Origin of the sequence: Clostridium beijerinckii (assembly GCF_008705175.1) — a bacterium.
Lineage (GTDB): Bacteria > Bacillota > Clostridia > Clostridiales > Clostridiaceae > Clostridium > Clostridium beijerinckii.
Map to the genome: position 1 here is coordinate 1,927,560 of NZ_CP043998.1, position 26,289 is coordinate 1,953,848.

At 28.8% G+C, this 26,289-nt stretch carries 22 protein-coding genes and 1 other annotated feature; of the genes, 19 read left to right on the forward strand and 3 right to left on the reverse strand.

Features of this window, described 5'->3' with window-relative positions; all coding sequences use genetic code 11:
* Nucleotides 1–145 precede the first annotated feature (145 nt).
* From F3K33_RS08780 to F3K33_RS08845, 14 genes are all read left to right on the forward strand, one after another.
* Complete coding sequence (locus F3K33_RS08780; protein WP_039768402.1) at nt 146–805, forward strand: ferredoxin-like domain-containing protein; 660 nt, start codon at nt 146–148, stop codon at nt 803–805.
* Between the two features lie 99 nt (nt 806–904).
* Entirely contained in the window at nt 905–1,570 is a 666-nt protein-coding gene (locus tag F3K33_RS08785) for an HAD family hydrolase (protein WP_039768405.1), read from the forward strand.
* Nucleotides 1,571–2,073: 503 nt separating this feature from the next.
* The gene (locus F3K33_RS08790; protein ID WP_011969097.1) at nt 2,074–4,008 is read left to right on the forward strand and encodes a [FeFe] hydrogenase, group A; all 1,935 of its coding nucleotides are present in this window, start codon (nt 2,074–2,076) and stop codon (nt 4,006–4,008) included.
* A 730-nt stretch (nt 4,009–4,738) separates the two neighbouring features.
* Complete coding sequence (locus tag F3K33_RS08795; protein ID WP_011969098.1) at nt 4,739–5,362, forward strand: DUF47 domain-containing protein; 624 nt, start codon at nt 4,739–4,741, stop codon at nt 5,360–5,362.
* Nucleotides 5,355–6,353, forward strand: a complete 999-nt coding sequence (locus F3K33_RS08800; protein ID WP_011969099.1) for an inorganic phosphate transporter — start codon at nt 5,355–5,357, stop codon at nt 6,351–6,353. Before F3K33_RS08795 ends, F3K33_RS08800 begins: the two co-directional genes overlap by 8 nt.
* A 176-nt stretch (nt 6,354–6,529) precedes the next feature.
* Nucleotides 6,530–7,726, forward strand: coding sequence for an Mbeg1-like protein (locus F3K33_RS08805; RefSeq protein WP_039772354.1), 1,197 nt, complete (start codon nt 6,530–6,532; stop codon nt 7,724–7,726).
* Between the two features lie 39 nt (nt 7,727–7,765).
* On the forward strand, nt 7,766–8,614 hold the full coding sequence (locus tag F3K33_RS08810; protein ID WP_011969101.1) for a metallophosphoesterase: 849 nt from the start codon (nt 7,766–7,768) through the stop codon (nt 8,612–8,614).
* A gap of 320 nt (nt 8,615–8,934) precedes the next feature.
* Nucleotides 8,935–9,312 carry a phage holin family protein gene (locus F3K33_RS08815; protein ID WP_011969102.1) on the forward strand — a complete coding sequence of 126 codons (378 nt, stop codon included), beginning with the start codon at nt 8,935–8,937 and terminating at the stop codon, nt 9,310–9,312.
* A 136-nt stretch (nt 9,313–9,448) separates the two neighbouring features.
* Nucleotides 9,449–9,829 carry an SMU1112c/YaeR family gloxylase I-like metalloprotein gene (gene gloA2 / locus F3K33_RS08820; RefSeq protein WP_011969103.1) on the forward strand — a complete coding sequence of 127 codons (381 nt, stop codon included), beginning with the start codon at nt 9,449–9,451 and terminating at the stop codon, nt 9,827–9,829.
* 40 nt (nt 9,830–9,869) lie between these two features.
* Entirely contained in the window at nt 9,870–11,060 is a 1,191-nt protein-coding gene (locus F3K33_RS08825) for a MalY/PatB family protein (protein WP_039772357.1), read from the forward strand.
* A gap of 512 nt (nt 11,061–11,572) precedes the next feature.
* Nucleotides 11,573–11,791, forward strand: a binding site (T-box leader).
* A gap of 264 nt (nt 11,792–12,055) precedes the next feature.
* The gene (locus F3K33_RS08830) at nt 12,056–14,701 is read left to right on the forward strand and encodes a valine--tRNA ligase (protein ID WP_039772359.1); all 2,646 of its coding nucleotides are present in this window, start codon (nt 12,056–12,058) and stop codon (nt 14,699–14,701) included.
* A gap of 266 nt (nt 14,702–14,967) precedes the next feature.
* Entirely contained in the window at nt 14,968–15,819 is an 852-nt protein-coding gene (locus F3K33_RS08835; protein ID WP_051144861.1) for a TerC/Alx family metal homeostasis membrane protein, read from the forward strand.
* A gap of 216 nt (nt 15,820–16,035) precedes the next feature.
* The gene (locus F3K33_RS08840) at nt 16,036–17,349 is read left to right on the forward strand and encodes a bifunctional folylpolyglutamate synthase/dihydrofolate synthase (RefSeq protein ID WP_039772361.1); all 1,314 of its coding nucleotides are present in this window, start codon (nt 16,036–16,038) and stop codon (nt 17,347–17,349) included.
* A gap of 102 nt (nt 17,350–17,451) precedes the next feature.
* Complete coding sequence (locus F3K33_RS08845) at nt 17,452–19,431, forward strand: HIRAN domain-containing protein (protein ID WP_039772364.1); 1,980 nt, start codon at nt 17,452–17,454, stop codon at nt 19,429–19,431.
* 128 nt (nt 19,432–19,559) lie between these two features.
* On the opposite strand, the gene F3K33_RS08850 is transcribed toward F3K33_RS08845, so the two are convergent.
* Complete coding sequence (locus F3K33_RS08850) at nt 19,560–19,817, reverse strand: TIGR03905 family TSCPD domain-containing protein (protein WP_011969109.1); 258 nt, start codon at nt 19,815–19,817, stop codon at nt 19,560–19,562.
* Between the two features lie 226 nt (nt 19,818–20,043).
* Between F3K33_RS08850 and F3K33_RS08855 the strand changes: the two genes are divergently transcribed.
* Nucleotides 20,044–20,922: a YncE family protein gene (locus F3K33_RS08855; RefSeq protein WP_039772366.1), complete on the forward strand. Its 879-nt coding sequence runs from the start codon at nt 20,044–20,046 to the stop codon at nt 20,920–20,922.
* A 243-nt stretch (nt 20,923–21,165) separates the two neighbouring features.
* Here F3K33_RS08855 and F3K33_RS08860 read toward each other — a convergent pair whose 3' ends face one another.
* On the reverse strand, nt 21,166–21,690 hold the full coding sequence (locus F3K33_RS08860) for a DUF4364 family protein (RefSeq protein ID WP_011969111.1): 525 nt from the start codon (nt 21,688–21,690) through the stop codon (nt 21,166–21,168).
* A gap of 167 nt (nt 21,691–21,857) precedes the next feature.
* Here F3K33_RS08860 and F3K33_RS08865 point away from each other — a divergent pair, with 167 nt between their 5' ends.
* Together F3K33_RS08865 and F3K33_RS08870 are read left to right on the forward strand one after the other, a co-directional pair.
* Nucleotides 21,858–22,643: a polysaccharide deacetylase family protein gene (locus F3K33_RS08865; protein WP_039772368.1), complete on the forward strand. Its 786-nt coding sequence runs from the start codon at nt 21,858–21,860 to the stop codon at nt 22,641–22,643.
* 195 nt (nt 22,644–22,838) lie between these two features.
* Complete coding sequence (locus F3K33_RS08870) at nt 22,839–23,489, forward strand: single-stranded DNA-binding protein (protein ID WP_011969113.1); 651 nt, start codon at nt 22,839–22,841, stop codon at nt 23,487–23,489.
* A gap of 225 nt (nt 23,490–23,714) precedes the next feature.
* Here F3K33_RS08870 and dapD read toward each other — a convergent pair whose 3' ends face one another.
* Nucleotides 23,715–24,425 (reverse strand): 2,3,4,5-tetrahydropyridine-2,6-dicarboxylate N-acetyltransferase, encoded by a 711-nt coding sequence (gene dapD, locus F3K33_RS08875; RefSeq protein WP_011969114.1) that lies wholly within the window; start codon nt 24,423–24,425, stop codon nt 23,715–23,717.
* 155 nt (nt 24,426–24,580) lie between these two features.
* Here dapD and F3K33_RS08880 point away from each other — a divergent pair, with 155 nt between their 5' ends.
* Complete coding sequence (locus tag F3K33_RS08880; RefSeq protein WP_039772370.1) at nt 24,581–25,726, forward strand: pyridoxal phosphate-dependent aminotransferase; 1,146 nt, start codon at nt 24,581–24,583, stop codon at nt 25,724–25,726.
* Nucleotides 25,727–25,810: 84 nt separating this feature from the next.
* Nucleotides 25,811–26,128, forward strand: coding sequence for a pyrimidine/purine nucleoside phosphorylase (gene ppnP / locus F3K33_RS08885; RefSeq protein WP_039772372.1), 318 nt, complete (start codon nt 25,811–25,813; stop codon nt 26,126–26,128).
* Nucleotides 26,129–26,289 lie beyond the last annotated feature (161 nt).

Here is a 26,289-nt window from a genome sequence, read left to right on the forward strand (position 1 = left end):
AATAAATAGCTTTGTTACTAATATTAAAAAGTTATTTTGAAGAAGAATTTATCAACTGTAAATAATTATTTATGTTAAAAATATGATAAAATAAACATTAATCTGGTATTAAATATTATTAATACACATAAGAGGAGGATATAATATGAGTTTTGGAAATCTTCAGAAGATAAGTAATGGAAAGAGAACTTTTGGAATAACTCCGCATATTCCAGGCGGTTTTATTACTATAGAAACTATGCAAAAAATTGTGGATATAGCAAAAAAATATAATGGTATATTAAAAATAACTTCAGGACAAAGAATATTAATAACTAATCTTAAGCAAGAAGACTTGGAAAATGTTTGGAATGAACTTGGAATGGAACCAGCAGTTAAAACACAAAATTCAGTTAAGAATGTTGAAATGTGTCCAGCTGGATACTGTAAAAGATCTAAATATAACACAATTGGGACTGGAATGAAACTTTCAAGAAAATATCAATGGATGGAAATGCCATGTAGGACTAAAATAGGAGTAGCAGGCTGTAGAAATGCTTGTGGAAGCGTTTATAGTAAAGATATTGGAGTGATAGCCGATAAAACCGGTTTTATTGTTGCAGCAGGAGGATCAGGAGGTTATAACCCAAGAATGGCAGATATTATTGCTAAAGATATAACAGAAAGCCAAGCATTGAGTTTAGTTGATAATATTTTTGAATATTATATAGAAAATGCAGAGGCAGGAGAAAAGCTGGGATTTTTTATTGATAGAATCGGAATTGAGAAATTTAATCAAGATGTTTTAAAGGGTATAGATATATAGATTCCTTATACATAATTTGGAGTTATATAAATGATATTTAAAAGGTCTTTAAAAAAGAGAGAATTTTGATTAAATAAAAAATTAATTCACGGGGGAATAATGAAAAAAATAAAAGCGGTGTTATTTGACATGGATGGAGTTATATTCGATACAGAGAGAGTATACCTAGAGACTTGGAGAAAGATTTTTAAGAAGTATGGATATGATATGAGTGATGATGTCTATATTTCTGTAATGGGAAGAGGACGGAAAAACGTAATCAAGAAATTTTTAGAGTTATATGGAGAAAACTTGCCTATAACACAAATGTATGAAGAAAAAGATAAGGAATTAAAGAAGGCAGTAGAAAGTGGTCAAATTGCTATTAAAGAAGGGGCGAAGGAAATTTTAGAGTTTCTAAAAGAGAGAGGATATAGAATAGCTCTTGCGACATCAGCTAAAATAGAACGAGCTAATATTCAGTTTAGAAATACTGATATCAAAGAAGATTTTGATGTTATGGTTTATGGTGATGATGTAGTAAAAGCCAAACCAGATCCAGAAATATTTCTAAAGGCCGCTAAAAAGCTTTGTGTAAATCCTGAAGATTGTATTGTTATAGAGGATTCTGCTGCAGGTATTGAAGGAGCATATAAAGCTAAAATGATAGGAATACATGTAGAAGATCTTAAGAAAGCCGACAATGATATACTAAAGTATTGTCATAAAAGCTTTGAGAATTTACTAGATATTAAGGAGTATTTAAGTAAGAATATTGATAGGTAATAATTAATATATTCAGAATTTACGTTAAATTGTGTTTTTATAAATATTTATTATCTTACTATTTTGATAAAATGCGGTACATAGCTTGGAGATTATTCTAAAATAATACTTATTTTAGACAACAAATTTATTATTAATAAATTTGTTGTCTTTTTTTATAAAATAATCATATAATATTTAATAATTTTCTATAAATATATGTTATAATAGACTGGCGATGCATAAAATTGAGAGCTTCGTATTTATCTCGTTATTAACTTAAGGGGGAGGATAATAAGTTTATTATTAAACGTGTTAAGAAAGTTTTATTAACTTGAAAAATTCTCGAAATATGGTGTATCATATATATGGATTTTCTTTATTAAAATAGTGCGTTAATAGATACAATAGATTATTATGCGACGGTTTTGTTAAAAATAATAAACAATTATACTAAATAATATATATTTTATATGATTAGATTTGAAAATAAAAAGAAGACAAAATGTTAAGGAGTGAATATTATGGGAGATAATAAAAAATCTTTTATACAAAGTGCATTAGGTTCAGTTTTTTCTGTTTTTAGCGAAGAGGAATTAAAAGAACTGTCAAACGGCAGAAAAATTGCTATATGTGGAAAAGTTAACAATCCAGGGATAATAGAAGTTCCGGAAGGGGCTACACTTAATGAAATAATACAATTATGTGGTGGGCTTATAAACAAAAGTAACTTTAAAGCAGCTCAAATAGGACTTCCTTTCGGTGGCTTTTTAACAGAGGACAGCTTAGATAAAGAATTTGATTTTGGACTATTTTATGAAAATATTGCACGAACAATTATTGTTTTATCACAAGAAGACTGTATTATTCAATTTGAAAAATTTTATATAGAATATTTACTAGCAAAAATTAAAGATGGATCTTATAAGAACTATGAAGTTGTTAAAGAGGACATAACTGAAATGTTTAATATATTAAACAGAATAAGTAAAGGTGTGTCTAATATGCGTGAGATTTATCTTTTGAGAAATCTTGCAGTGACAGTGAAAAGTAAGATGAACCAAAAGCATAATATCATGGAAGAAATAATAGACAAATTCTATGAAGAAATTGAAGAACATATAGAGGAAAAGAAGTGTTATACATCACAATGTAACCATTTAGTAAAATTAACAATTACTAAAAAATGTATTGGATGCGGAGCTTGTAAAAGAGCATGTCCTGTTGATTGCATAAATGGAGAATTAAAAAAGAAACATGAAATAGATTATAATAGATGTACACATTGTGGAGCATGTGTCTCTGCATGTCCTGTTGATGCAATAAGTGCAGGAGATAATACTATGTTATTTCTTAGAGATTTAGCAACACCTAATAAGGTTGTAATTACTCAGATGGCACCAGCAGTTAGAGTTGCGATAGGTGAAGCTTTTGGCTTTGAACCAGGAGAGAATGTTGAAAAGAAAATAGCAGCAGGTCTTAGAAAACTAGGAGTAGATTATGTGTTTGATACGAGCTGGGGAGCTGATTTAACAATAATGGAAGAAGCTGCAGAACTTCAAGAAAGACTTGAAAGACATCTAGCTGGGGATGAGAGTGTAAAACTTCCAATTCTTACTTCATGCTGTCCTTCATGGATTAAATTTATAGAGCAGAATTATGGAGATATGTTAGATGTTCCTTCTTCAGCTAAATCTCCAATGGAGATGTTTGCTATAGTGGCTAAGGAAATATGGGCAAAAGAGAAGGGGCTTTCAAGAGATGAAGTTACTTCAGTTGCTATTATGCCATGTATTGCAAAGAAGTATGAAGCTTCAAGAGCAGAATTTTCAGTAGATATGAACTATGATGTTGATTATGTAATCACAACAAGAGAACTTATTAAAATATTTGAAAATTCAGGAATAAACTTAAAAGAAATTGAAGATGAAGAAATAGATACAGTTATGGGAGAATACACTGGAGCTGGAATTATATTTGGTAGAACAGGTGGAGTTATAGAAGCAGCTACAAGAACAGCTCTTGAAAAGATGACTGGAGAAAGATTCGATAATATAGAATTTGAAGGCCTTAGAGGTTGGGATGGATTCAGAGTTTGCGAACTTGAAGCTGGAGATATAAAATTAAGAATAGGTGTTGCTCATGGACTTAGGGAAGCAGCTAAGATGTTAGATAAAATAAGATCAGGAGAAGAATTCTTCCATGCAATAGAAATAATGGCGTGTGTAGGTGGATGCATCGGCGGTGGTGGTCAACCTAAAACAAAGGGAAATAAGCAGGCAGCATTGCAAAAAAGAGCAGAAGGATTGAATAATATAGATAGATCAAAGACACTTAGAAGATCAAATGAAAATCCAGAAGTACTTGCTATATATGAAAAATATTTAGATCATCCATTAAGTAATAAAGCTCATGAGTTACTTCATACAGTATATTTCCCAAGAGTAAAAAAAGATTAGAACATTAATTTGAGTGTGATTTAAAATTATAGAAAAACCTCGATGTTAAATATCGAGGTTTTTCTTGGAATTATATTAAAATATAGAATAATATAATTTTTACAGTTTATTATTTGGAAGAGTATTTTTATAATTTTCTTTACATATGCAATTGAAATTTATAATATTAATGTATACGTGTTTTTTCATATGATTATGAGTATATTTAAATATTCTTTATGTAATGTTAAATTTTATTATATATTTAATAAGTATTTTCTATTAATATATTTTGAGGGAAAATCGGATTCAATTATATATAATACATTTATATTTCGTATAATGAAATTATGCAAGTTATAGCATAAAGAATAGTGTTTGTTTATATTATCTTTAAATATTTTAATTTACTTATTTAAGCCAAGTAATATTAATACTTTATCACCTAATAAATTGATCAAGTAATGATAATATTATTAAATTTTACTTGAAGTTAATAAAAGATATCATATGATTATTATCAATTGATAAAGGAGTAGATGTTGGCTATTAATTTTTTAGTAGTAAGATAACATAATTTGAAGTGATTCAAGAAATACTACAATTGTTAAAATAAGGTGAGTAATATTAAAATTAGGTTAAGTTTTTTAAAAAGAGTTTAAAAATGTTACAAAATAGAATATACTTGTTACTGGATTATGATATTTAACAATATGTCGAATATTTATATTTTATAGGGAGATGTGATAATATGTTTAATTTAAATCCAAAAGAAGATAAATTCTATAAAATGTTTATAGAAGCTGCACAAAATGTAGAGGAAGGTGCAAAAGTATTAAGAGAAAGCCTAAACTCATTATCCAATATTGAACTTAATGTTAGCAAGATCGAAGAATTAGAACATAACGGTGATAGATTAGTAAATGTTATGGTTAAAGAATTAAATGATTCATTTATAACTCCTTTTGATAGAGAAGACATGTACTTATTGATTAAAAGATTAGATGACATTTTAGATTTAATCAACTCAACAATACATAGATTTGTAATGTTTAACGTTACTGAAAGTACAGAACCAGCAAAATATTTAGCTGATATGATAATAAAATCTACAAAACTCATATCTGAATTAATGGATGAACTTCATTTAATAGCTGGTAAAAATAATATAAATGAAAAGATAGTAACAATAAACCAAATAGAAAGTGAAGTAGATCGTTTATTTAGAAATACAGTAGGTGACTTGTTTAGAAATGAAAAAGATCCTATAGAAATTATAAAATGGAAAGAAATATATCAAATATTAGAAAACACTATTGATAAGTGTGAAAAAATTGCAAATATTGTAGAGGGAGTTGTCATTAAGAATGTTTAGTACTATGACTATAACAGTATTAATAGTAATTACAGTATTAATATTTGACTTTATCAATGGATTCCATGATACAGCAACAGCGGTAGCTACTTCTATTACAACAAGAGCGCTTAAACCGCAAACAGCTATAGTAATATGTGCAATTTTTAATTTCATTGGTGCATTCTCAGGAACAGCGGTTGCAAAAACTGTAGGAGAAAACATAGTAAGTCATAATTCTATGCCTCAATGGGTTATATTAGGAGTTTTAATTTCAGCAATAATATGGAACATAATAACATGGTATTTTGGTATTCCAAGTAGTTCATCTCATGCGTTAATAGGTGCACTAGTTGGTGGCGGAATAGCTTATAATTTGAAATTTGATGTAGTAAATTGGTATAATCTTTTTCATGATGTTGTAATATGGATATTTATTGCACCAATTATTGGTTTTACAGTGGGATACATATTAATGATATTATTAAATTGGATATTAAAACCATTTAAGCCTGGAATAATAAATAAAATCTTTTTGAAATTACAAGTTGTTGCTGGTTCACTTATGGCATTAAATCATGGAAGTAATGATGCTCAAAAGTCTATGGGATTAATAACTATGGCATTATTAAGTGGTGGACTTATCAGTACATTTGAAGTGCCAACATGGGTTATAGCATGTTGTGCTATAGCTATGGCTCTTGGAACAGCATCTGGAGGAAAAAAAATTATCAAAACAATGGGAAGCGGGATGGCAAAACTTACACCAGTAAATGGATTTGCGGCTCAAACAGGAGGCGCAGCTGTAATATTTTTAGCAACACTATTTCACGCCCCAGTAAGTACAACTCACATTATTTCAACAACTGTAATGGGAGTAGGAGCTTCTAAAAGAATTAAATCTGTAAAATGGGGAGTTGCTCAAAATATAGTTTGGGCTTGGATTTTAACTATTCCAATAACAGCAGCTCTTTCAGCATTTATTATATTTATAGCTAAGCTATTTATTTAGGTATTTAAGTAATAAGTTCGAGAAACTTATGTTAAGATCTTATATATGCAATAGATGATATTTTAAAATAATAAACCTATAGATTTCATATAACTGAGATTTATAGGTTTATTTTTATATTATATGAATAATTTATTAATATAAAGATAATCAATCTAATGTTATATGGAGGAAGAATGAACAGTTTGACTTATGAAGAGTTGATACTTCTAGATAATCTGATATATTTAAAATGGGATATAAAAGAAAACGAAAAACTTATAAATCTTGTAGATAATTTATTAAAAAGTGAGAATTTTGACTATCTTATGGAAGCCATTGGAGATTGTATAATAAGAATGGATACAAAAGAATGGATAATGATATTAAATCAAATAAAAGTTAAACCAAATTTAAGTAATCTAAGAATTAAGAATATAAATGATTACAATAATGGAATGGAATATGCCTGCTTTGTAAACGAGGAGGGGAATGCAACAGTAATTTTTAGAGGAACAGCTACAACAAAAGAATGGAATGACAATGGTAAAGGTGCTTATGAATATGATACACTTGAACAAATAGAGGCCTTAAAATATATAAATAACCTTGAATATAGTGATATTACGGTATCAGGCCATTCTAAGGGCGGGAACAAGGCTCAATATGTATCAATATTTTCTCCTAAGGTAAGCAAATGTGTTTCTATTGATGGACAGGGATTTTCGAAAGAATTTATCAGTAGATATGGAGAAGAGATTAGTAAAAACAAGGAAAAAATTATATCTATAAATGCAAAATACGATTATGTAAATTGTTTATTTAATTTGATATCAGAAAAGAATATATATATAAAAACTGAAATCCAGATTAATCCATTTGATTACCACAAGGCAAGTGTGCTTTTAGACGGAAATGGCAATTTAAGAGATGAGACAAATGAAGCTGAATTTTCAAAAATAATTAATTACTTTTCTTCCAGCATAATATCAAATTTACCCGATAATTTAAGATATTTAGTGATAGATGGCATTGTAAATGTAATAGAGCTCATGTTGTGCAGGACTGATGGTAAGGATAATCTATTTAAATCATTAGGCGAGTATTTAATAATGTTTTGCCATGATGGTTGTTCTAACTATAAAGAATTTTTTAGTATAGGATATTCTGTATCAGAGATATTGATCTTACCATTATTGTTTTGGAAGGATTTTGTTATTGTAGAGGAAAGCAATTCAAAGGAATTGCTTAATAATGTAGTAGTAAGAATGAAGTTATTGGAAAGTATGTCGATAAAAAAATTACAAATAATAGATAAGAGCCAAATAGATTTAATACAGAGCATATCAAGTGCAGTTGATGAGCTGATATATAGGATTGAGAATGAGATTTAGAGGTATAAAAAATAGTATTGAAAGAAATGGAGTAAATAAATGATTAAAAATTTATTGACATTATCAGGTTTTGCTTTAATCTCTGCATTAATATATTTAGATAATAAAATTATAAAATTATCTAAATATGAAATAAAAAGTAATAAGATTCCAAAAGAATTTAATAAATTTAAGATAATTCATTTATCAGATTTTCATAACTATAATTTTATCGGAAAAGATAATTTCCAGGTGATTAAAAAAATTGATACTGAAGCTCCAAACATTATCGTTATGACTGGAGACATGGTTAATAAATATGATAAAGATTTTAGCGTTTTTTTTAAGCTAGCAGAAACTTTGAGTAAAAGTTATAAAATATATTATATTATAGGTAACCATGAACAGAGATTAAAAAAACACGATTTAGATTTTATTACAAAAAGGCTGAGTGAATTTAATATAACTATACTAAATGATGAAAAACTCACTATTCAAGAAAAGGGTAGTTGTCTTAATATTTATGGCATAAATATCCCTCTTTCATTTTATAAAACAAGAAATAGGCCTTCAAATATAGAAGAAGTAATTGGGAAAGTATTAAAGAGGTGCGATTCCAAAGAATATAATATATTATTAGCTCATAATCCACTATATTTTAAAGAATATACAAAATTTGACATAGATTTAGTTTTATCAGGACATGTTCATGGAGGAATGATTAGATTACCATTTATAGGTGGAATACTTTCTCCAGAAAGAAAATTTTTCCCCAAGTATAATAGTGGAATTTATACAATAGATACGAAAAAGCTTATTGTAAGTAGAGGAATGGGACATAGTAAACCCGGTATAAGATTATTTAATATGCCAGAAATATTAAGTATAACTTTAAGAAATGAATCCTAGAAATTTAAAGTTTTTTTAAAATAAACTTAGTTATTTTACTTTGGGAGTTAAAACCTAATTTAGAAATTCCAAGTTATGGAAGGCCCATGGAAGGGAGCGAATTAAGAGAACATCTAAAATATCTCATAGATAATTTAGATGAAATTGCAAGACCTGAGCAAGGAAAATTTGTTTAATTTGATTATTTATACAGTATTGGAAGTATCATTTATATACTAATTAATATTACATATAAAAAACATAATATATTTTTATAAGGTGGGAACAATATAATTACACCCAAATAAAATTAATTTTTTAATTTAAGGAGGTAATTATTTATGGTACATGATAAAGAACATTCAGCAAAAGAGGGTTCTAATAACAGGAGCATAGGTGGATGGATTATAAGATTGGTTTTAACAGTTGTAGTTTTAGGCATAACATCTTTCTTAACACCTGGCTTTACTATTACAGGAATGTGGTCATTTTTAATAGCTGCGGTGGTAATAAGTGTAATAGATTATCTAGTAGAGGCGTTCATGGGTGTTGATGCATCACCTTTTGGAAGAGGTATAAAAGGATTTTTCATAGCAGCAATAATATTATATGTGGCTCAATTTTTTGTTCCAACTATGGCAGTATCTATCATTGGAGCAATTTTAGCTGCTTTAGTTATTGGAATATTAGATGCAATATTGCCCGGGAAAGTAATGTAAGTATTTAATAAGTAATAATATTTTCACAATATTAGGGATGATTATTTTATAATCATCCCTATAATTTTGCATCTTGTTTTTTATAGAACATAAATATATAATTTTATATAATTTAGTGCTTAAAAAGGAGAATTTTATGGATATAAATCATATACATCATATTGCGATAATTGCGTCTAATTATGAAGTATCAAAAAATTTTTATGTAAATATATTAGGATTTGAAATAATACGAGAAAATTATAGGAAAGATAGGGATTCATATAAACTGGATTTAAAGATAGGAAGTAGTGAAATTGAACTTTTCTCTATGCCAAATGCGCCTAAGAGACCATCATATCCAGAAGCATGTGGACTGAGACATTTAGCTTTTCATGTAAAAGATATTGAAGAAGTAATAAGAGAGCTAAATGAAAAAGGGATTGAAACAGAGCCAATTAGAATAGATGAATATACAAATAGGAAATTTACTTTTTTTAGTGATCCAGATGGTCTGCCCTTAGAATTACATGAATAAGCACATGAGGCAATAAAAATTATTAAGGAGGGTATTTTTAATGAAGTATGATTTTGAAACACTAGTATCTCGAAATAATGTAGGTGCAAGTAAATGGAATTTGATGAGAAAAATTAATAATGATGTTAGTGAATCTATAGTGCCTTTTTCTGTTGCAGACATGGAATTTAAAAATCCACCAGAAATTATTGAAGGGCTTAAAGAATATATAGACTCTAGTATTATGGGATATACAGAAGCTACATATAAGTATTATAAAGCAGTATGCAATTGGATGGAAAGAAGACATACATGGAATATAGAGAAAGAATGGATTACTGAATTCTCAGGTGTTGTGCCAGCACTATATACAATTGTTAGAGCGCTTACTAAAGAGGAAGATAATGTTTTAGTGATGACACCTGTATATTATCCTTTTTATAAAGCAATTACAGATAATAATAGAAAGATAATAAAAAGTGAATTAATACTTAATGAAGATCATTATGAAATAAATTTTGAAGATTTCGAAGAGAAAGCCAAATTAGAGGAGACCAAATTACTAATTTTATGTAATCCGCATAATCCAGTCGGACGAGTTTGGAGTGAAGAGGAGTTAAAAAATATTGGTAGAATATGTTGTGATAATAATGTTATTGTAGTATCTGATGAAATTCATTTTGATCTAATAATGCCAGGGTTTAAACATACAGTTTTTGCAAATATATCTGAAGAATTTGCGAATAATTCAGTTATTTGTACAGCACCAAGTAAGACTTTTAACTTAGCAGGTCTTCAAGTTTCTAATATTGTTATTAAAAATAAAAAAATAAGAGATAAAGTCAGGTATGAACGTAGAAAGTTTACAGGAAATTTAGGTCTTAATATTTTTGGATACAAAGCATGTGAAATTGCTTATAATGAATGCGAGCAATGGCTTGAGGAACTTATACAGACTATAAATAAGAATAGAAAAGTTGTAGAAGACTTTTTTAGGAGTAATATTCCTGAGGTCAATATAATAAACCTAGAAGGAACTTATTTGCAATGGCTAGATTTTAGAACATTGGAGAAGGATCATAAGGTATTAGAAAAATTTATGACAACAGAAGCGATGTTTTTCTTAGATGAAGGTTATGTTTTTGGCGATGAGGGTAAAGGATTCGAGAGAATAAATTTAGCATGTCCAACAAAGGTGCTTAAAGAAGCATTGGATAGACTATTAGAAGCTGTAGAAAGGTGCTACAGATAGACATGCTAAATATCATCCTTAAGTAATTATCTTATTTAAATTCAATAAAAATGAAACTATATTTATATGAACAATTATTTATAGAAATATAGTTTTAAAGTAATATATGATTAAATTTATCTATGTATATAGAAAAATATGTTTCTATATACATAGGAACATATATAAATATTTATAGGAATAATGCGGGTTAAATAGGATAAAACTTACAATGGTCTTGAAAAAGTATTATAAGGAAGACTATCATAGAAAAAGTACTGGAAAACTATTATTGACAAAAATTATACTATAAGATATCATAAGTGAGAGTTCAAATTTCATGATTAACACTTTAAAGTTAATCATGAAGTTTATGTGAGTTAAAGTAATAATATAATATATAAAAGCAATGAAAAAGAGGAGTAGAAATTTTTGAGCATTAAAAGGAAACTAACTCAGGAGAGTTTAGGAGTACGGTTCTTTTAGCAAGGAAACTCACTCAGACGAGCTGAGGAGTACAGTTCTTTAGCTAAATCATAGATTTAGAAAGAACTAGCAAGAACTAGGAAGAGAGAGGGAGGCGCTGAAAACCCTTATGCAAGAAATTTTGAAGGTAGCTTTTGAGCTTCTTTAGTGAAATAATAGTAGCTAAAGACGGTTTGTCTGAATCGTTATTTAAATTAAGAGTCCATTAATGCAGTAATTCTGTATATGTGGAAATAAAGGTGGTACCGCGAGCTTTCGTCCTTTTGTGATGAAGGCTCTTTTTGCGTTGAGAATCAAAATTTTATATTTGCTTCTTGGAACTTTCACAGTCTGTATTTTATATTCGCTTATTCGAAAGCCAAAAGAGACTGAATGTGAGTCGGATTTAACTTATTAAGACACAGCAATTGCAGTGCATATTCTAAAGAATATATATTCTTAGGAATAAATATTCTTTACAATATTTATTGTTTAGAATATAAAAATTTAACAAGTTAATTGTTAGTTTAACTAAGTTTGGAGGAATTAAAATGTCAGAAGAAATAAAAAATATATCAACTACATATGATCCAAAAGAATTTGAAGATAGGATCTATAAAAATTGGGAGGAGAAGGGATACTTTACTCCAGTAATCGATAAGAATAAAAAACCATATACAATAATCATGCCACCACCAAATATAACAGGTCAACTTCACTTAGGGCATGCATTTGATGATACTCTTCAAGATATGCTTATTAGATTTAAGAGAATGCAAGGATATTGTACATTATGGTTACCTGGAGAAGACCATGCGTCAATTGCGACAGAAGTTAAAGTTGCAAATCAGTTAGCAGAACAAGGTTATGATAAAAAAGAAATGGGAAGAGAAGCATTCCTTGAAAAAGTTTGGGAATGGAGTGACAAGTATAGAGCTACAATAAGAAACCAAGTTAAAAAGCTTGGGGTATCTGCAGACTTTACAAGAGAAGCATTTACAATGGATGAAAACCTTAGTGCTGCTGTAAAACATGTATTTGTTAAGCTTTATAATGAAGGTTTGATTTATCAAGGGAATAGAATAACTAACTGGTGTACACACTGTCAAACAGCATTATCAGATGCAGAAATTGAATATGAAGAACAAGCAGGACATTTCTGGCATATCAATTATCCATTAGCTGATGGAAGCGGGGTTATTGAAATAGCAACAACTAGACCTGAAACATTGCTTGGAGATAGTGGTGTAGCTGTAAATCCTAATGATGAAAGATATAAACACCTTATAGGTAAAACTGTAATACTTCCTCTAGTTAATAGAGAGATTCCTATAGTTGGCGATGAATATGTAGATTTAGAATTTGGAACTGGTGCAGTTAAGATGACTCCAGCTCATGATCCTAACGACTTTGAAGTTGGTAAAAGACACAACTTAGAAATCATAAGAGTAATGGATGATAAGGGAATTATCAATGAAAAAGGTGGTAAATATAAAGGTCTAGATAGATATGAAGCAAGAAAAGCTATAGTTAAGGATTTAGAAGAAGCAGGTCTCTTAGTTAAGATAAAAGATCACGCTCATAATGTTGGAACTCATGATAGATGCGGAACTACGGTAGAACCTATAATCTCAAAACAATGGTATGTTAAGATGGAAAGTCTTGCAAAGCCAGCAGTAGAAGTAGTTAAGAATGGCAAAACTAAATTTGTTCCTGAAAGATTTGATAAGATATACTTCAACTGGATGGAAAATATCCAAGACTGGTGTATTTCAAGACAATTATGGTGGGGACATAGAATTCCAGTATATTATTGTCAAGATTGCGGAGAAATGATGGTACTTGAAGATGCTCCAAAGGCATGTACTAAATGCGGAAGCTCCAATATTAAACAAGATAATGATGTACTTGATACATGGTTCTCTTCAGCATTATGGCCATTCTCAACACTTGGCTGGCCAAACAAAACAGAAGACTTAGAATACTTCTATCCAACAAGTACATTAGTTACAGGACATGATATTATCTTCTTCTGGGTTGCAAGAATGATATTCTCAGGACTTCACTGCATGGGAGAAACTCCATTTAATACAGTTCTTATTCATGGTTTAATTAGAGATTCTCAAGGTAGAAAGATGAGTAAATCTTTAGGAAATGGTGTTGATCCACTAGAAGTAATTGAAACTTATGGTGCTGATGCCTTAAGATTTATGATAGCTACTGGTAATGCTCCAGGAAATGATATGAGATATTATCCTGAAAGAGTTGAATCATCAAGAAACTTTGCAAATAAGATTTGGAATGCTTCAAGATTTGTAATGATGAACCTTGATAAAGAAGTAATGAACAAATATAAAGGCTGCAAAGAATATTCTTTAGCTGATAAGTGGATATTATCAGAAATGAATACTTTAATAAAAGAAGTAACAGAAAACATGGAAAAATATGAACTTGGAATTGCTATGCAAAAAGTTTATGACTTTATGTGGACTGAATTCTGTGATTGGTATATAGAACTTGTTAAACCTGTATTCTATGGAGAAGATGAGAAAGCTAAGGGAATAGTTTACAACGTATTAAATACAGTTTTAATTACAGGATTAAAATTATTACACCCAGCTATGCCATTTATAACAGAAGAAATATTCACTCACTTAAGTGATGAGGAAACTATAACAACTTCAGCTTGGCCTGAATTTGACGAAGCTTTAGTAAATAAAGAAGCAGAAGATGATATGGCATTTGTAATTGAAGCTATAAAAGGTTTAAGAAATGTTAGAGCTGAAATGAACGTACCACCTTCAAGAAAGGCAAAAGTAATCTGCTATATAGCTGAGGATGCTAAAAAAGCATTTAACTCAGGTGTAGCATACATTGAAAAGTTAGCGTCTGCATCAGAAGTAGAATTTATTAGTGATAAGGCTAATGTTCCTGCAAATGCTGTATCTCTAGTTGTTAAAGGCGGAGAATTATTTATGCCGCTACTTGACTTAGTAGACAAAGATAAGGAATTAGACAGATTAAATAAAGAAGCAAAGAAACTAGAAGGAGAAATTGATAGAATAGATAAAAAGCTAGGAAATCAAGGTTTTGTTGCTAAAGCACCAGCAGCAGTTGTTGACGCTGAAAAAGAAAAGAGAGTTAAGTATGTTGAAATGTTAGAAGCTGTTAAAGTTAGAATTGAAGCTTTAAAATAATTTTAATGAAATTCAGTAAAAGATATTACTAAGTTCCTTGGAGCTTGGTAATATCTTTTTATTTTTTAAAAGTTTTACTCTAAAAGATAAGGGAGCTATTATAGCATATAAACAAACATGCATTAAATTATTATCATCATAATAATTTCAATTATTATATAGTTAGTAAAATGAAAAAAGTTAAAAATTTTTGAAAGGTAAGGATATAATAGGAGGATTATTAATATATATAATTCTAGAATAATATATATGGAGGCGTTTGAATTTTGAAAGCGAGAAGGCATTTACTTAACTTAATTTTTTGGATATCCTTATCAATCTTATTTAATATTATTATATATTACACACGAGGTGAAACATCAGCAATAGAATACTTTGGTGGTTACATAGTAGAAATGTCGTTAAGTTTAGATAATTTATTTTTATTTCTGATGATATTTTCAAGTTTTAGAATACAGGAAGAATACCAGGAAAGGATACTTCTATATGGCGTTATAGGGGCGATGGTATTAAGGTTAATTTTCATTTTACTTGGCGTAGCTATGGTAAATAAATTTAGTTTTATATTATCTATCTTTGGAGTATTATTGCTACTTAGTGGTGCAAAAATATTTCTTAGGGAAGATGATAATATTCAATTTCATGATAATTTGGCAGTTAAGATTTTAAGAAGGATAATGCCTATAACAAATGTTTTGCATGGAAATAAATTTTTTGTTAGGCAGAATAAGATCATTTATGCTACACCTCTTTTTATAGTACTTTTAATAATAGAATTTTCAGATATTATTTTTGCAATAGATTCAATCCCAGCTATTTTTTCTATAACAACGGATACTTTCATAGTTTATACATCTAATATTTTTGCGATTTTAGGACTTAGAAGTATGTACTATATATTAGAAAAGATGAATAATATGTTCAAGTTCATGAAATATGGAGTTGGATGTATATTAATTTTTACGGGAATAAAGTTAGTAATATTGTTTTGGGAAATTGAAATTTCAGTTACAAATTCTGTGTTGATTATATTGTCTATTTTATTAGCTAGTATATTAATATCTCTATTATTAAGTGAATTTGATAAGTTTAGAAATTGGTGTAAAAGAAGATTATAGATATTATGAAAAGGGCGCAAAGGCACAATACGGAATTTAACCACAGTCGCCTTCGAGTTTCTTCTTGAAGAATTATGGAATAAATTTAATACAGAGATGTTTTTGTTTAGCTTTTAATTAGTCATTTCACTAGAATTAAGATATAATGTAAAGTAAATACATACTATTTAGATTTTGCATTTATAGAAAAACATAAAAGACAAAGAGGTAAGAAAAATGAGCATGACTTATAAAGAAGCAATGGATTATATTACAAGCGTGGGGAAGTTTGGATCTAATTATGGACTTGAAAGAACTTTTAGAATTTTAGAGTTACTTGGAAATCCTCATGAAAAACTCAAACTTATCCATATTGCAGGGACTAATGGCAAGGGATCAACTACAGCTATGATATCAAAAATATTAATTGGAATGGGATATAAAGTCGGAATGTATACATCCCCATATTTAGAAGAATTTGAAGAAAGAATTCAAATAAATGGAAGTAATATTAGCAAAAAATCATTAGTAGACTTAGTAGAAGAAATTAAATTAGTAGTTAATAAAGTAATTGAAGAAGGATATGAACATCCTACTGAGTTTGAAATCATAACTGCATTAATGTTTTTGCATTTCTATAGAGAAAAAATAGATTATGGAGTAATTGAAGTTGGTCTTGGTGGAAGATTAGATTCTACCAATGTATTAACGCCTAAGGTTAGTGTAATAACATCAGTAAGTTTAGATCATATAAATATATTGGGTGATAATTTAAAAGATATCGCAAAAGAAAAGGCCGGAATTATAAAAGAAAATATACCGGTTGTACTCTATCCTCAAAAAAAAGAGGCAGAAGAAGTAATATTAAAGATAGCGGAAGAAAAAAAATCAAAAGTATATTTTGTGAATGAACAAAATGGAAAATTGGTTGATATCAATTATGATGATTTTTATCAAAATGTAGTTGTTAAAAGTATTAAAAATATATATAAGATTAAATTTCCTTTGCTTGGAGAACATCAAATATTAAATTTGGGAGTTGCTTTAAGTGCAATAGAGGTATTATGCGAGAATGAAAAAATAGAATTAAATACAAGCTTAATTGAGAAAGCTTTACAGGAAGTTGTATGGATAGGAAGACTCGAGGTCTTAAAAAAGAAACCTACGATAGTAATTGATGGGGCACACAATATAGATGGAATTAAAGCTCTTAGAAAAAATATAGAAAAGTATTTTAAATATAATAAATTATACTTATTGCTTGGTATTTTAGCAGATAAGCAAGTAAAAGAAATGGTACAGGAAATAACACCATTAGCTGAAAAAGTTTATGCACTTACACCACATAGTGAAAGAGCTGAACTTAGTGAAAATTTGAAAGAGGAAATATTAAACTATAATTCAAATACTATTGCATTAGAAAGTTATGAGGAGGCTTTTTCTCTAGCGTTAAAAGAAGCTAAGGAAGAGGATTTAATTGTAGTTAGTGGATCATTATACATGATTGGAGATATGAGAAAAATTATAAGAAATAAATTTCCTAATAAGTAGAATTGGGGCACATATATTTTCCGAATTAGTCTAAAAGAATATAAATCAAAAGATTCCGAGGCAAGCTTCGGAATTTTGATTAAAAGGAGTAGTGAAAGTTATATGGTTAAGATAGAAATAGAAAATTACATCAATAATAAGAACTCAATCTATTATGATTTAAAAGAATTTCGTGATAGAAATCCAGATACACTATATAGCTATCAAGACTTTGAAGTGGCTGGAAGAAGGGAATTTAAGATTATTACGAACAAAGTTCGTAAACTTCAGGATTATGAAAAGAATAGGCTAGCTAGTGAGCTAGTAGGACATTTATGTAATTATGCTTTGGATGAAGAAAAATTATCAAGTGTCCATGATTATATTACGTTAAATCCAATCATCGGTTATTATGAAAACTTGATTAAAATCTTCAAAGACTCTATGGAGAATAATAAAGAGATGTTACAAGCAATGAGCAAGAGAGTAAATAATTTACTTAAAGAGAGTTCGTATTCAGAAGCGGTGAAATTAGGGATATTACTTTCGCCTATATGCAGCATTAAAAACTTGAAGGATATATTAAATGTGTTTTCTATTCATAATGAATATATTTTCTATACAATCAAGTCATATGAATATATTGGAAGTTGTAATAATATAATTTTTGAGATTTCAAAAAGATCTAAAGGATATGGGAAGATATTTTGTATAATGAATCTTACTCCTACAACTTATGAGATAAAAAAATGGATGATTGAAAAAGGTTGTGATAATAGTGTTGGCATTACGGAATTATTATCTTACACTATGCTTTCGTTAGATCTTCTGAGCTATTTGGAGGATACAAAATTTTCAAAAGAAGAGATTGAAGTTTTTGCAAAATCTTTCAGTACATTGCTTTCAGACTATAGTTTGGATGATATTAAGTATTCAACAAAAGTTTGCAATAAGTTATTAGAAATTATTGATAATATAAGTGGTGGCATATATTCGTTATATGCTGTAGTTTCAATTTTATATTCAATAGAAGCTATTATTATTGATGAATATAAGAATAAAGGAAATTCAAATTCGTATAAGTTAAATAATGATTATAAAGAAATAGTAGATAATTGTAAAAAAATTTGCAAGAAAGAGTTGTGGCATAATGTAATTGCGAATGAAGTTCACAATATAGAAATTGAAAGTAGTATATTAATAAGTTGTGCAGATAGAACGAAGTACAGATTAAAGAAAAGTGAATTTGAATTAATTATAAAAAGAGATTATACAAATGCACTTTTATATAAATATGCATTTTCCATTGGAAATAAGGCTATAAAAAAATGTGCTTTTAAATTAGGGTTGGGAAAATTACCAATGACTGAAATATTAAGCGGACAGGATGAATTAAAAATAGAAAATTTACTTTATGAGGATATAGCACAAATTTGTTTCTTTATAATTATAAAATATGCACAATATGAAGATTTTATAGATGAGTATAAGGATATTAACTTTCAGGCGCTAAAATCACCTTTAATTGAGACTAGAATTCAAGCGGCTGCAAATCTTCAAAGATTTAAAGACGAGTTTGATTCATTGGATAAAGAAACTATTAAGGACGCTATTAGCACAGAGATTGTTAGTGATGTACGAAGAGCATTAAATTCACTTTTGATTAAATCAAGTAGCAAAAAGAATAAAAAATATGTCCAAATAGATGAGAATATGCATATTGATGCTCATGTTAAAGATATATATTTAACCAGTGTAAACATTGCTGGAACAAGCTACTTTGATATGAGTGAAATATACAATAAATTATTGGAAGAGGATATTGTATATTTAAAAAGAGATTTTGATAATGAATATGATAAAAATGCAATTGAAGTTATAACAACAGAAGGATTTGTAATGGGGTATGTTCCAAGAGACAATAATTTAATATTAAAGAATTTAATAGATAAAGGTAAATATCTTTATGGAAAAGTAGAAGAGATAAGTGAAGATTATAGTGTTATAAAAATTCAAATATATCTAAGTTATAAAGATGTAATTGAGGAAATAACAAATACTTTATCATTACTATCTGGGGAGAGAGAAGACTATTTGCAATAAAAATAGTACGGATTGAAGTTCAATAAAACATAAAAACCATGCATAAGAAAGAAGAGTTTCTTTACTTATGCATGGTTTTTATGTTAGCAAAATTGAATAAATTATTGCTAGAAATTTATAATCTATTTTTAGTTTATAGAATTTTCTTTCTTCCAAGCTAATAGTGCTTTTGATAGCTGATCAGGACAAGATGTTCCTTTATTTCTGCAATCTATTCCACCTAATCTTTTTATTATATCATCCACAGGCATACCTTTAACTAATTGACCAATGCCTAATAAGTTTCCAGCACATCCTCCAACGAATTCTACATTTTTAAGAATATTATTCTCAATTTCAAGATTTATTGTAGATGAACAAACACCAGTTGTTTTATATGAAAACATTCCACACACTCCTTAAGATAAAATATAACTATATACATGAAAAGTAAGCAGCTATAAAGAATTTTCCAAAATTACTTACTTTGAAAATGTAATTAGTTAAGCTCACTTTATTATACAAGAAATTTGTCAATAAATAAAGATAATGAAGTTAATAAGTTGTACCAATAATATATATTCAGAATATATTATAGATAGTAGAATGATTATCTTAAAAGGGGGGAATGGAGTGAGTTATATTGTTTTATGCAATACTGGTTCAGATAGTTTGAATAAAATAAACACTGAGAATCTAAATACTCAAAATATAGTTTTATCTATTGGTGAAGGTCCATTTGGCCCTCATGGATTATCATTATATAAAAATAAGCTATTAGTTGCAAATAACTATAATAATAGCATATCGTTGATAGATTTTAATAGTTTTAAAGAAGAAGGCAATATATATGTAGGAGCGCATCCAAATGATATAGTGGCTTATAATGATATTGCTTATGTTTCGTGCGGAGAATCTGACTCTTTAATAATATACGATTTGCTAAATGATAGGATTAATTTCGAAATACCAACAGGAAGATTTCCTCATAATATCACATTATTAAAAGATAGAAATTTAGTTTTTATAAGTAATATGGGAGATGACAGTATATCTATAATTGACTATATAAATAATAAGGAGATAAAACGAATTAAAGTAGAAAATACTCCTGCAAAGATAAGCGTATCACAAAATAAAAAATATTTATACGTATGTATGAGTTATCTTGGGCGTGATAAAAATGGTAGTGTTGGAATAATAGATTTAAATACTCTTGAATTAATAAATAAAATTCAAGTTGGACACTCGCCAGTAGATTTATTTGAAGAAGACAGCTTCCTATATGTTTCTAATTTATGTGATGGTTCTATAAGTATTGTAAATTTAAATGAACTTAAAGAAGAGGAAAAAATTGATATTGGCGGAATGCCTAGAGGAATAGTGAAATCTAGAGATAACATATTTGTTGGAGACTTTTTGAATGGAGTACTGAAGATAATAGATATGAAAAATAGGAGAATAAAAACCATACCAATAGGAAATGAACCCAATGGTATGACTTTAACTTAGACATATGAAAGAAAATAACAAGTCCAAAATACCATGATTATTTTTTATCAGGCAAGAAATTAGAATGGCCTCATAGCCTGCTATTAGGGCATTCCGCTGATAAACAGAGAACCCAAATCTATGATTTGGTGTGAATCGCTTACTCAGTGAGCGCATGCGAGTCAAACTTCCAATTGTGGAAAATAGGCGTGGCCGATGGAAATATTATTTTTTTGATTATGTCTTAAATCGATAAAAGTAACTTTAATTAATTAATAAACTTATTATATTGGTATAAATTTCGGAAGGATTTTCTTTCCATTTAGCACAAATTGAAGTAGCTTGATTTTTGGATGGAACTGATAATTTTAATTCCATTAATAACGAGTCGTTTTCTACAGCTTTAAGGTTAACAATAAAACTATCGTTTGCACCTAATGTGTAATCAGAATGTATAGTTAATTCCTTTTTTATAGACTCTATTTTTTCTTTTATATAGTCATTAATAGTAGACATTTTTGAAGGGGATATTCTATCTTTAAATAAAGAGAGAACATTATCTCCTTTTTCTGTTAATATCAATAATTTTTTATCATTTACATCATGATATTCAACGAATTTAGATTCCTCAAGCTCTGATAAATATTGCTGGAATGTAAAATAATTAATAAAGTTATTTTCAAGAATTATTTCAGTAAGCTGAGTATTTGATATAGGATTTTTTATTGATTTTAAAACATATAACATTAATAACTTATTTTCTGCTAATTCTGATGAACTTTCGTACATAATTACCTCCATAATTGATGAAAATCTCCTTTTATTATAACACAAATTTTTTTTTAGTGAATAGGAGTATATCATAATTTATAAGTTTAAGTTTACTTAATAGCATAAAAAAATATGTAATGCATATAGTTTAAATATAAAATATAAAGTTAAAAGGAGCATGGAAAGTGACGTGGAAGAAAAAGAGAATCGGTATTGACATATTTTTGATTATCTTTTTAGTATTTATATCTATAGGGATTAGCAAAGCGATACAGGCAATGGGTAACATTCAGGAAGAAGATCCTATATATTGTGTTGATACTAATGAAAAAGTTATTAGTTTAACATTTGATATAAATTGGGCAGAAAAAGATAATTTGAATGTAATATTAGACATATTGGACAAATATAATGTAAAAGGAACATTCTTCATAATGGGGGGATGGGTAAATTACAGCAAGGACAATGTGGAGAAGCTTAAGGCAATAAAGGAGAGGGGGCATGAAATAGGTAATCATAGCTACAAACATCCTATGTTCACTAAAATAGGAGCAGATAGAATGAAAGAGGAGATAGAAAAGACTAATGATACAATTGAAAAATATACAGGTGAGAGACCTAAGCTATTTAGGTTTCCAAGTGGAGATTATAATAAAGAGGCTTTTTCAAAAGTAAGAAACCTAGGATATGTACCAATTCAATGGAGTGTTGATTCTGTAGATTGGAAAGAGATATCTGAAGAAACTGAATATAACAGAGTTATGAAAAACGTTAAACCAGGATCTATACTTCTTTTTCATAATAATGCAAAGTATACTCCAAATAATTTAGATAGAATTATTAAAGAACTAAAGGATAAAGGATATGAGTTTAAATCAGTAGGTCAAATGATATATTCAGATAACTATAGCGTAGACAATCAAGGGATTCAACATAAAGTGAAACTTGATTCAGCTGGGGCTGAATCTTAGACGAACTTATCCAGGGACTAGTGCCACTTACTACTATCTTTAAAATTGTGATTTACTAAGGGCAGTTAGTCATCGGATAAAAATAATTAATATTTATTGAAAATAAACTAGTTTTTGTATTATAATGGTAATATATGCTAGTGGGAGCATATATTACACAAAATAAAATAATTTCCGATGGAGAGAGGGATTACAATGGATAATTTGATGTTAAATAACAAAATTTACCTTGAAGGCAAGGTAACATCTGGATTAGAGTTTAGTCATGAAATGTATGGGGAGGGTTTCTACACTTTTGATTTAGATGTAATGAGATTAAGTGATTCAGTAGATAAATTAAATATTACTGTTTCAGAAAGATTACTAAGTGACATAAAGCTTGATGAGGGTGTTGAAATAATTGTTGAAGGTCAACTTAGATCTTATAACAAGTTTATTGATGGATCTAACAAGCTAATACTTACTGTTTTTGCAAGAAACATTGAACCATGTCTAGAAAGAAGTAAAAATCCCAATGAAATATTTTTAGATGGATACATTTGTAAGGAGCCTATTTATAGAACTACACCATTTGGACGTGAGATTGCAGATGTATTACTTGCCGTAAATAGAGCATACAATAAATCAGATTATATTCCAACTATTGCCTGGGGAAGGAACTCAAGATTCTGTCAAACTTTAAATGTTGGAGATAATATTAAGGTATGGGGAAGACTTCAAAGCAGAGAATATCAAAAAAAGGTATCTGATAGTGAAGTTGTGAAAAAGATTGCATATGAGGTATCAATCTCAAAAATGGAAAGAGCTAATAAGGAAGAGAGCACTGGAGAAGAGGGCGCAGTATAGAATTGTTTATTTAATTAAAATAAATATTCTAAATTCGAAAAAGCTATAAGCATTATGTAACATAAATATAGTATTTTTTTGGTAAATAAAAAGGTTTCAATTAATATAGATTTATTGAAACCTTTTATTTAATTATGAGAAATAACCAGTATATTAACTTTATACATCTGATAGGTACTTTCTCAATAATATATTATGTAATTTTGAATTTCTAATAAAAAATAATTACTTTCTTAAGTCATCTAATATTTGAGTTTTATCTTTTGTCTTGTCATCTACTGCCTTGATTATCTTAGCAGGAGAACCAGCTACAACAACGTTGTCTGGAACATCTTCTGTAACAACAGAACCAGCAGCTACAACGCTACCTGCACCTATCTTAACGCCTTCAAGGATTACAGAATTAGCACCAATTAAGGCATTATCGCCAATCATACATGGTTCTTTGCTTGGTGGCTCTAATACTCCAGCAACAACAGCACCAGCACCTAGATGAACATTCTTACCTAATTGCCCACGAGCACCAACTACAGCATTCATGTCAACCATAGTTCCATCTCCGATTTCAGCACCAATGTTTATTACTGCACCCATCATTATTACTGCATTTTTACCAATAGTAACCTTATCTCTGATGATAGCACCTGGCTCAATTCTAGCGTCAACTTCAAGTAAATCTAGCATTGGAATAGCAGAATTTCTTCTATCATTTTCTATTCTAAAGTGTTTTATAAGATGTTTATTATCTAAAACTATTTTAGTTATAGAATCAGATTCTCCCATTAGTATATAAAATCCGTTAGAACCGTACCACTCTACATCATTCATTTCAGCATTGCTTAAATCTCCATTAACATAGACTTTTACTGGAGTAGATTTTTTTGATTCCTTAATAAATCTAGCAATTTCATAAGGATCCGTTAAATTATATGACATTATATCACCCTTTCCATTATTTTCGCAATCATCCTTATTATAATAAAGATTGAACGCAATTAAAAGGGGAATAAGTAAAAAAACACAAATAGTTTGAATCAATTTTATTAATGAGGTAAAATAAGTTTATATTGCAAAACGGGGGCGCATAAATTATGAATAAACAAGTAGAGAAAATACAAATCTCGGGAATAAGAAGATTTGCAGAGAAAGTTAAGAAAGTTGAAGGAGCAATATCACTAACCATCGGACAGCCAGATTTTCCTGTGCCAATAGATATATCTGAGGCTATGATTCAGGCTATAAGAGATAATAAAACAGTTTATACATCAAATGCAGGTGTTGACGAACTTAGAGAAGAAATTTGTAATTACTTAAGAACATTTGATATTGAATATAATAAAGATGAAATATGCATAACAGTTGGTGGAAGTGAAGGATTATATTCAGTATTATTTGCTGTTATGAATTCAGGAGATAAAATATTAATACCTGGACCTGCTTATCCAGCTTATGAAAATATTTCTATAATGATAGGGGCAGATGTAGTAACATATCCTTTAAATGAAGATTTTACATTAAATTTAGATAAAATTAGAGAAAAATTAGAGAATGAAAACATTAAAGTATTAATGTTGTCATTTCCATCAAATCCTACAGGTGCAATTTTATCTAAGGAGCAAAGAAACGAACTTGTTGAATTAATAAAAAATAAAAATATTATAGTAATAACAGATGAAATGTATTCGTCTATAATTTTTGATGATTATTATTCAGTAGCACAGGCAAAGGAAATAAAAGATAAAGTCATATATGTAAGTGGGTTCTCTAAAATATTTTCTATGACAGGGCTTAGAATAGGTTATGTTGCATGCTGTGAACAGTACATGAAAGAAATAATGAAAGTACATCAATATGGTGTTTCGTGTGCACCTTCTATTGCACAATATGGAGTTCTTGAAGGGCTAAAAAAATCTTTAAATGATGTAGAAAATATGAGAAAGACCTTTGAAAGAAGAAAAGACTACTGTTTGAATAGATTAAGGGATCTTAATTTGGAAGTTGCAGAACCTAAGGGAGCATTTTATATATTTCCTTCAATTAAAAAGTTCAATATGTCTTCTGAAGAGTTCTGTGAAAAGTTATTAAATGAAGGAAAGCTTGCTTGCGTACCAGGTACAGCCTTTGGTGATTTAGGGGAAGGATATATGAGAATTTCATATTGCTATAGTGATGAAATTTTAAAAGAGGCATTTGATAGATTTGAAAGATTTTTAAAATCAAATTTCACAAATTGCTAATTAAAAGTTTTAGAAACAATAAGATAAGCTATTATTTAATGAACTCTTTAATATAAATAATAAATAAAAATAGGGGGCATAACAATGAGCGAATTTAAAAATGTTACAGCAGTAAAAAAAGCAAATGTATATTTCGATGGAAATGTAACTAGCAGAACCATCATATTTGAAGATGGTGAAAGAAAAACTTTGGGGATAATGTTACCTGGGGATTACGAATTTGGAACTGGAGATAAAGAGGTAATGGAGATCCTAGGAGGGGCAATGGATGTAAAATTACCAGGTTCAGATAAATTTGATACATACAAAGAAGGAGATACTTTTATAGTACCTGCAAACTCTAAATTCAGTCTAATAGTAAAAGAAGTGGCAGATTACTGTTGCTCTTATATTAAAGAATAGTTAAGGTATTAAAAATACTTATAAAGATATAGATATGAAAGCATCTGTTTTTACAGGTGCTTTTTTCTTCATGGTATGCCGAGCGTGGGAACTTGCTAAACAAAGTAAAAAACTCAATAACTATCCGAAATAGGCTTAAGTAAATTTAACAGGTAATTCAT